The following is a 9,320-nucleotide window of genomic DNA, read 5'->3' as shown; positions in this document are numbered from 1 at the left end:
TCAGGTGTGTAAGCGCAGTAATGCGTTCAGCTAACTGATACTAATTGCCCGTAAGGCTTGATCCTATAACAAGTCTGCCTTGTGTCGATGATCGTTAGTGCTTCAGCACTTACGAGCATCCCACGCAGAGCATCGAGCAGCGAAGCTGATCGATGCGGCGCGCCGGTTGAAGTACCGGCGACCTGCGTAGCAAGACAAGACAAGTTGGATTCTCGTGTGTGATACACACAACCTAATTACTGCTTCTTCCCAGATTGGTCGCGTTGCGAAGCAGCGCGACAACCCTCTTTGCCTGATGACCATAGCGAGTCGGTCCCACCCCTTCCCATCCCGAACAGGACCGTGAAACGACTCCACGCCGATGATAGTGCGGATTCCCGTGTGAAAGTAGGTAATCGTCAGGCTCCCTAAGCCAAGAACCCCCGCCCGACCAGGCGGGGGTTTTTGCATTGGCGGCGGCGGAAAAAGGGCGATGGATCCAGATCAGTGCGCTGGCCTATTTGACCTGCCCCCTGCAAACAGGGCCAGCCGGAGTCTAGTAGAGTTCGTTTTCGAGAAGAAGACGAACATGAAGAAGCGCTTTACGGAACAGCAAATCATCGGGTTTCTGAAGGAAGCCGAGGCCGGTATGCCGGTCAAGGAACTGTGCAGGAAGCACGGGTTCAGTGACGCGTCGTTCTACACCTGGCGCGCGAAGTTCGGCGGCATGGAAGTCTCGGAAGCCCGCCGGCTCAAGGACCTCGAGGTGGAGAATGCCCGGCTGAAGAAACTGCTGGCCGAAGCAATGCTCGATATGGAAGCGTTGAAGGTCGTCGTCAAGGGAAAGCCCTGAGCCCGCAAGCCAAACGCGAAGTAGTGTCGGCGATTCGGGAGAAGGTCAACATCTCCGAGCGCCGCGCCTGCCGGCTTGTCGGGCTTTCTCGCAGCGTGCTGCATTACGACGCGAAGCCGGACCACGAGAATGAGGTGCTAGCGGGGCGTCTGGTGGAGTTGGCGCACGAACGTCGTCGCTTCGGCTACCGCCGACTGCAGGCCCGGCTGGAACGCGAAGGCACGCACGCCAATCACAAGCGCATCTATCGCCTGTACCGTGAGGCAGGGTTGGCTGGGCGGCGCCGTCGCAAGCGCCACGGCGTAATGATTGAGCGCGAGCAACTGGCATTGCCGGGCGCACCCAACGAGGTGTGGTCAATCGATTTCGTGATGGATGCGCTGTCGAACGGGCGGCGTCTGAAGTGCCTGACTATCGTCGACGATTTCACCAAGGAGGCTGTCGATATCGTCGTGGACCAAGGCATCTCCGGCTTGTACGTCACACGAGCGTTGGACCGAGCAGCTCGCTTCTGTGGCTATCCCAAGGCGGTGCGAACAGACCAGGGACCGGAATTTACGAGCCGAGCGCTTGACCAGTGGGCGTATGCGAACGGCGTCACTCTGAAGTTGATTCAGGCGGGCAAGCCAACGCAGAATGCGTACATCGAATCGTTCAACGGCAAGTTCCGCGACGAATGCCTTAACGAGCACTGGTTCACGACGCTCGCGCACGCTCGGGCTGTCATCGCGGCATGGCGTCAGGACTACAACGAGCAAAGGCCGCACAGTGCACTGAACTACCTTGCGCCGTCAGAGTTTGCGGCGAAACATCGGGCAACCGCGGATGCTCCTGCCGCTTTCCAGGAGTTGGTTTAAAGGGACTTTGCTAGAAGCCGATTGGCCCTATTGAAGGGGGCAGGTCAACGTCATAGCATGCCTCGCATATCGTTCAAAGTGCCTGCGCAACCGCCTTGCGGTTCTTCCATCTGGCATATTCCAGACTGCTGCGGATTGGGGTGCGCCATTCTTGGTCGCGTGCGGTCTACGCAGTTCGTAAGGACAAGGGCCCGGCACGTTTCGGCGCATGAATCAACGGTTGTCGCGGGGTGCTTTTTACTGTATATATGAACAGTATTTCTTGGGGGCGCCCACCATTCTGGCGGCTAGCATCGGCTAGGAGCAACCATGTAAAATCAGCGGCCTGTGTCAAATATGGTTTCGTTTCCGGATGGCCCTATCAGGACAACATGACCCCTTAGTTGGCAACCTTGGAGATGCTGAGCAGGCATGCCGTACAGTCTAAAGCCAGGGAAAACCATCCAAGATATGCCCAAGTACAAATTCGTTGACCTCTTCTCAGGCTGTGGTGGCCTATCGCTAGGGCTGTCCATGGCAGGTCTCCAGGGGCGCTTCGTCGCGGAGCGTGACCCCATGGCATTCGAGACCTTCGCCGAGAATTTTCTTGGTGACAGGAAAGTCCCCATAAGTAGGTTTGCATGGCCATCCTGGTTAGAGCAGCGAGCCTGGGGAATAGACGATCTGTTAGACAAGCACTACGCGAACCTTGTCAAACTGCAAGGAAACATTCAAGTCCTTGCCGGAGGTCCGCCATGCCAGGGATTCAGCTTTGCCGGTCGGCGGCAAGAGGACGACCCACGCAATCAGCTCTTCGAAAAATACGTACAGACCGTGGGCGCCATCAAGCCGAACATCTTGATTCTCGAGAATGTACCCGGAATGATGGTTGCACACTCGAGCAAGAAGGGAGACGATGGCGCAAGGGAACAGGCGGCCGAATCGTTTTATGACAAGTTAAAGAAGAGTCTTGAAGATATTGACTACACTGTCTACGGTAAGATTGTCGATGCATCTCTTTTTGGCGTCCCTCAACGTCGTTCCAGGCTAATAGTTTTTGGAATTAAGAAGGATCTAGCATCCCAGCTTGAACGGGAGGGTACGCATGTTTTCGATGTGCTCGAATCCATGCGTATTGAAATGCTGGTCAAACATGGTTTGCCAAAAACCAAGCTGATTTCCGTAGAAGACGCGATTTCCGACCTGTTAGTTTGCCACACGGTCAAGCAATCATGTACGGATCCCGCTTCTCCTAAGGGATTCGAGGAGGCAGTGTATTGTGGGCCGCAGACAAATTACCAGCGGCTGATGCACAAACATTGCCGAGGCGATACCATGGATAGTATGCGTCTTGCGCGACACCGGGATGACGTAAAGGCGCGCTTCAAGAAGATCATCAAAGAGTGCGCACAAGGCGTTCGCATGAACGAAAAAAGCCGGGCGAAATTCGGACTCAAGAAGCATAGGATCTTTCCGATGTCTCCTTGGGAACCGGCCCCGACGATTACGACATTGCCGGATGACGTGCTTCACTATTTTGAGCCTAGGATATTAACCGTCCGGGAAAGCGCCAGACTTCAAAGCTTCCCAGACTGGTTTCACTTTCGAGGCAAGTTCACGACCGGGGGGAAACGGCGTACAAAAGAATGCCCTCGGTATACGCAGGTAGGCAACGCGGTTCCACCCTTGCTCGCCGAGGCAATTGGTCTTGCAGTCGTTTATATTCTTGACAGGCTAGAACAAGCATCAACACAAAGTAGTCGATCCAGCGCGGCAAGCCAACAAGAACCGGCGGTCGCTGCTGTATAGGAGTAAGCGGGAATGATTGAGCGACCGGCAATCATTCTTCCATACTCGTGAGCCCCAGAAGGTTTCTGCGAGGGTGACTGGCCTCGCCGAGGAAGCAATGCATAAATATCCTGAAGGATTGTTGGATTGGTCGGGGGACAAGGCAGGTGGCGTCAAAAAGCTCTTCTACGTCGGGAGTGGTCGCCCATCTGGCAGGGTGATCAGAACCCGATTGCTCGAGCGGTTGTCTGACTGGGCGCAAGATATTGCCAGCGGCAGGGAGGGGACGCCAAAGGCCGTGCTCCTAATCGGTGGACCTGGTAACGGTAAGACGGAAGCTATTGAGTACACCATCGATGAGCTTGATGCTGCGATGCAGCTTGGTGGTGCCTTGCGAGCAGAGTTTGCTGCCAGTTATTCAGGGAAAAACGGATTGCCCGGCCGGCTTGTTCGGGCGAGCAGGGCCAACTTTCCGGGGCACTGTAAAATTTCGGAAATAGCCATTGTCCAGGATGGCTCGGAGGGCGAGCGCGATGATAGAACCACTCCTGCCGAACATCTTTGCAATGACATTCGTCGACTCCTAGAAGGTCGCCCAGACTATGTATACATGGCCTGCGTAAACCGTGGGGTGCTGGACGATGCCTTGATCCTGTCCACTGAGCGGGGCGAGTCGGGTGTAGGTGAATTGATCAAGCAAGTGGTCCAATCCGTTTCCCTCGGAGCCAAAGGGATAGATTGCTGGCCGCTGGATGCGTACCCGGGCTTCGCGGTTTGGCCGATGGACGTGGAGTCGCTGGTCGATGAGGTAGACGTCTCAGCATCCGCTGCACGCCAAATTCTAGACGTAGCCATCAACGAGCAGGACTGGCCAGAGTTCGGGCACTGCGAGGCGGGCATCCACTGCCCATTCTGTACAAACAGGAAGCTACTCGCGGGCGAGCCGCACCGCTCTTCGTACATTCGAGTGCTGCGCTGGTTCGAGCTGGCTAGCGGGAAGCGATGGAATTTTCGCGATCTATTTTCTTTGACCGCTTTCCTGCTTGCAGGAAATACTCAATCGACTGCCAGTGGAGGCTACAGGCCATGCAGTTGGGCAGCGTCGTTGTTGTCTCCCAAGGAACGAGACCCAAAAAAGGCGCAAACGAAGCGGATTCGCGGCCTATTCAAACTGGTTGTCATGCAATATCAACACGCGCTTTTCGGGGCGTGGCCCGTGGAGAAGGCCACGGCGCTCAGAAATGACATCAAGGAGCTGAAACTGGAGGGGCACCCAACGTTTGCCGGATTACTACAGTTCCTGACGCTCGACAAGCGGAAGGAGTCCATCTCCACCTTGCGCACGCAATTGGTAGGGATGAGCAGCTATCTTGATCCTGCCTTTGCTAGTCCTAATTTAGAAGTAGCCGTTAGTGGCAATACGACGATCAAGTTTGAGGAGATGGACCGCCGATTCAGCCTTTCCGTCAAAGAGGCACGGATTTACCTCCAGAAGTATCAAAGCCTGTCTGCCCTTGAGGTTGATTTGCTCAAGGTGCTTGAGGAAGCGGACAGTCACCTCTCGGATGAATCCATTCGACGGCGAAAATCAGCCGTGGCTGAGCGTATCCAGGCATTTGTCAGGCTTATTGCCTGCCGGGTCGCACGCCGGTCTATAGGGGTAAGGTCCGGCATAACCAAGGACTCGGATGTTCTGGGTGAATTCAGTCAGATTCTCAATGGCAGTATTTCTTCCCTCCAGTTGGCAACACAACAGGTAGAGGGGCTGTTAAACAAGGATCGGCGTTTCCTCGTTAGCTTAAATACGACCTTTGGCGAACCGCTTCCTCCTCCAGAACGTAGAGTGATGTTGACGACCGATATACAAAAAGTCCGACCCATGCCCATCCCACCTGATGGAAATAGGCCAAAATCTCCAGTTCGGTTTCTGAGTGTTGGCACTGGCGCGGCAGCACAACCTATCGCCCTCACCTATGAGCTGTTCAAAGCAACGAAGTCATTGAGAAAGGGAATGGTGCCAGCGTCATTGCCTCGGTCAGTCGTGGCGCTTTTGGATACTACACGTGCAAAGTTGGCTGGCGCTGTTGTGCGTAACGAAGAGACGCTCGAGGGAAGTGAGATTCGCCTCGGAATTCGGGACGACGTTATTGTGCGTAATTTTGGAACGTTCGTTGTTCAAAAGGAGAAGGCTTGATGTCGGCGCAGGAATTCATCGATGCCCCGTGGCAGGAGTCGCACCGTGTATTCGAAAATTCCGTGTTCAATATCCGCCCTGCACCTGAATTTTCGACAGGCGAGGTAGTACTGTCTTCGCTTTACCGGGCATCTGGCTTTCAAGATGTCACGGAGAAACAGGTGAAAGGCCTGGGGGACGAACTAAGGAAAGCTGCCGACAAGGCGAGTAAGAAGGAAGGCAAGGATGGTGCTATCCAACCAGATACTTGGCGCACTGTCCTGGATCGCCTTGTCCAAAGCCCGAAGGTCTCACAGCAATCTTCGAAACGCTTCATGTCGTTATCCCCCGTGGTGCCGGACACGGCGTTGTATTCGGGTGCTCCGAGGTTGAGTGGCAATCCCTGGAACCCTGGGCAACTCGTCAAGCGAATCATCCAGATAGGAGCATCGTCCAATGAGGCTGCAACTAAGGTGTGGCAGCGTCTTCATGAGGCGCTGTGCGTGGACACCAATGACGATGTTTGGGCATGCTGGCTCCAAGAAGAATTTGAGCTTCGTCGAATTGGCAGTTCCGTTTGGCAATCCAATGCATTGCCTTTTCTCGAGGGATTGCCATCCACGGATCGTACTTTGTTTCAATATCCAGCCAAGCAATTCGTGGCTGATTTGGGCGGCATTATCAGCGCAAAGGCTGCGATGACCCGTCGCCAATGGATTAGTTTGTTGGAGGCGGTGTTAAGGATAGGCACTGTTAGTCACATACTTTGGCTTTGCGATGTAAGTGACCGAATCTGGAGGGTTGTGCGCGGAGTTATGGAAGGGACCGCTACCAATGTGCCAACTTCCGAGGCGGACGTTGTCTCGCAGATGCTTGCAGTGAAAAGGCGGATGCTTTCGTTTGGTCATCCCGCACACCCGACGCTTAGAGACTATGCGTCCAAGTATCTATCCGCCCGGCTTGGCCTTAATCGGGTACTTTGGGCACTTGAGGACACGGGGGTACCTGTCACCAACCTAAACTCTGTGGCGGAAATTCTTGCATTCCTTGGGACGATCAGGGCGCAAAGGGAGAGACTTACGAATGCAGGGATCATGGACTCTTACCATGAACTACATGACCGAGAAATTCGCACTGTCGCCTGCAAGAAAGGTGTTGGCGCCAATTTAATGGAATTCGCTCTATACACGCTTGGTCAGCGCCAGACGATGGACGAGACACTTCGCGGATACGATCAGGGGTATTTCCTAAAAAAGCGCGGGCGAGCTCGGAATGCTCCTTGGCTTCTAACGCTCGGACCGGCATCGGTTCTGGCTATGGCTCATTGTTGTTTGCACGAGGTAAACGGACCTCGCTCAGTGCAGCGACTCGCTATGCATTTGGCCTCGTATGGTATCGAATTCGACCTTCATGGCCTGAACGATAGTGATCTTGGGCGCCAATTAAGAATGCTAAGTTTGGTCCTGGATAGCCCGGACGCAGAAAGCGGCATGTTGTTGGTTCCCCCTTTTGCTAAATTGGTGGTGTCTTGAGCAAGCTCGCACATGCAATGGCCGCGTGGGTCAAGGATCGGATGGCCGCGGAAATCATGTCCCTCAGTGGTGCACATAGGGAGTGTCGCGCTGTGTTTTGCGCACCGCCGCCGGCCATGCTCAGGGATATGTTTGAGTTGCTTGCCGGTGATGGCAGGCTACTTACCGCAAAAACCGCCGATGGTACGGAAATTTCTTATCCGGTCGTGCTTCAGGTCGAGAATGTGCCAGAAGACGCCATTGTGGCAAGGGTCAATCGATCAGGACTGAGCTCGTTCCACGAGTTGGCAAGCATCCGTAACGCCCATAACTGTGGCGTCTTCCTGACACTGGTCGCCCCGGGTGCGCAGGCAAGCGACACTCATGAATCCACCCGTAAGGCATTTGGCGTCGCCTCGGCTAGTAACGAAGGCGGCAGTCTAATTTCTAACTGGTGGAATGACCCTTTCATCCAAGAAATGGTGAGGGAAGGATTGGGTGTTGGCGATCCAGCGCAACTTGAGCACGCAATCCAACTAATCTATGAAGCTGTGTTGGCAGCGGACGCTGTCGATCAGCATGACGTAAGCAAGGCCAGCGCATGGTGTGTCATCGGGCGGCTTTGGGAACTGCGTGACTCGGGCATGTCATTGGACGCCCGCGTCAGTTTGGCAGCGGGATTTCCTCCGTCAGAGGACGAGAAGGTAGATTTCGAGCGCAAAGTCTCCATTACTAAGGCGTTGGTTGACAAATTCGAAAGCGCCGATTTACGCAGCGCCATTCAGCAGCTTAAGGATCGTGCACAGAACGAAGCGGAAGTTAATCATTTAGATGCCTTCCTAAGGCATATGCGCCACAAATGTGAGGTTGTCACCTCGCTAAAGTACTCGATGCCATTTTTCTATGCGCCGGACGAAATCAATCCGGCGCCAGACTGGTGGTGGGCGCTGACGCTTCAAAGATGGGAGTCCCTGCTGGAAGAGGCGGTGGCTACTACCGAGATCGAAGTTTCCTGTGTGAACCCGCTGGCGTTTCAGATGAAAGGCTTCGTGCCCGTGGTGCGCGATGTCGCTTGTATTCAGATTCGAGTGCAGGTGCCAGAGGGCACGGGAGACGTGCAAGTCCGCGTAGTCAGAGATGCGCCAGGCGGCGCTGCAAACAAAAAGGAATGGATTCTGGTTGGAAAGGACGTGCTGGAGCTTGCGGACGATGCAATCCCCTCGCACAAGACCCCGGTGAAGTATGTTGTAGAGGCAATTGGCCACGGCGCGGGGAAAACCACTGCCAAGCTGATTTCATTGGCCTCTTGGGAGCCTGGGCTGGTTGTCTGTTCACGTACGGCAAACAAGGCGAAGGTGCCGAAACTCGCCTCTGGAAAGCCCATCGAGACGACGTTGGAGATGTCTGGGGTTGGGCGCCACTATCTGGATATCTATACCCGTCCAGGTGTAGAGATCGTTTCCGAGGAAGCTCAAGGCATCAATGGCGATGACAATATCGAGCCTGCGCGGATTGGGTGTGTGGCCGACGGCGAGTACGGTATGGAGGTGGAGGCCGGCGGCGAGCGAATCTATGAATTCGAGGTACAACGCCCGGGCGTATCCAAGACGGAAAAATTCCGCATCTGCCTGCTAGCCGATGAATCCGACGCGGAGGAGTGCAACAGTTACTTTGAGTTCCATTTGGCGCGCAATTCCAGACGTGATGGTGGGCGTGTACCGCGAGCGGTGCATGCGAACAGTCAGGCGCGCAGCGCGCAATTACAGGGATGGATGCTGGACGAGGCCCGCGTTGGGCGCTCTTACTATCCTTTCGTGCTTGCACCAGACTATGCATCCGAATGGCGTCGGCGCGAATGGTCTTCACCCGAGGACACGATTTTTTCTGCAGGCAGGTTCTTAAACGATCCCCGGCCAGTGCCAGCTGAGATGCAGCCGCCAGAGGCCTTCGTCGCTGCGAGGAAGTTGATTGCCGCCAAGGTACGCGGGAAGGACGGAAATGATCTGGTCGAATCTGCCAACCTCGGTGAATTGCTAGTGACCGATAAGCAGTTTGAGTCTGCGGTAGATGCTTATATCCGGTCCTACCTTGATTGGCTCTCGTTGACCTGCTCCCCGCGTTTAGTACGGTGACGGTGTAGAGTCCGTTCGAGAGAGGAACGGCAATGAAAAAGCGATTCA

At 54.9% G+C, this 9,320-nt stretch carries 5 protein-coding genes and 1 rRNA gene; all 6 read left to right on the top strand.

The window, feature by feature from the left end:
* Window positions 1–291: 291 nt before the first annotated feature.
* The 6 genes from rrf (at window position 292) to SB786_RS34955 (ending at window position 9,272) form a co-directional block, all read left to right on the top strand.
* Window positions 292–404, top strand: a 5S ribosomal RNA gene (gene rrf / locus SB786_RS34980).
* A 164-nt stretch (window positions 405–568) separates the two neighbouring features.
* Window positions 569–1,689 (top strand): IS3 family transposase gene (locus SB786_RS34975; protein WP_410731397.1). Its coding sequence is split into 2 segments (ribosomal slippage): window positions 569–827 and window positions 827–1,689, totalling 1,122 coding nucleotides; the frame shifts between segments, so codons are not numbered across the junction.
* 411 nt (window positions 1,690–2,100) lie between these two features.
* The gene (locus SB786_RS34970) at window positions 2,101–3,477 is read left to right on the top strand and encodes a DNA cytosine methyltransferase (RefSeq protein ID WP_410731396.1); all 1,377 of its coding nucleotides are present in this window, start codon (window positions 2,101–2,103) and stop codon (window positions 3,475–3,477) included.
* Window positions 3,478–3,574: 97 nt separating this feature from the next.
* Window positions 3,575–5,650, top strand: coding sequence for a hypothetical protein (locus tag SB786_RS34965; protein ID WP_410731395.1), 2,076 nt, complete (start codon window positions 3,575–3,577; stop codon window positions 5,648–5,650).
* Window positions 5,650–7,161, top strand: a complete 1,512-nt coding sequence (locus tag SB786_RS34960; protein ID WP_410731394.1) for a hypothetical protein — start codon at window positions 5,650–5,652, stop codon at window positions 7,159–7,161. The genes SB786_RS34965 and SB786_RS34960 overlap by 1 nt, the downstream gene beginning before the upstream one ends.
* Window positions 7,158–9,272 carry a hypothetical protein gene (locus tag SB786_RS34955; RefSeq protein WP_410731393.1) on the top strand — a complete coding sequence of 705 codons (2,115 nt, stop codon included), beginning with the start codon at window positions 7,158–7,160 and terminating at the stop codon, window positions 9,270–9,272. Before SB786_RS34960 ends, SB786_RS34955 begins: the two co-directional genes overlap by 4 nt.
* The last annotated feature ends 48 nt before the right edge of the window (window positions 9,273–9,320 follow it).

This window comes from Burkholderia sp. SIMBA_062 (assembly GCF_046534765.1).
In the GTDB taxonomy this organism is placed as follows: Bacteria; Pseudomonadota; Gammaproteobacteria; order Burkholderiales; family Burkholderiaceae; genus Burkholderia; species Burkholderia ambifaria.
The sequence above is the reverse complement of the archived record's forward strand: the minus strand, read 5'-3'. Positions and strand labels throughout refer to the sequence as shown.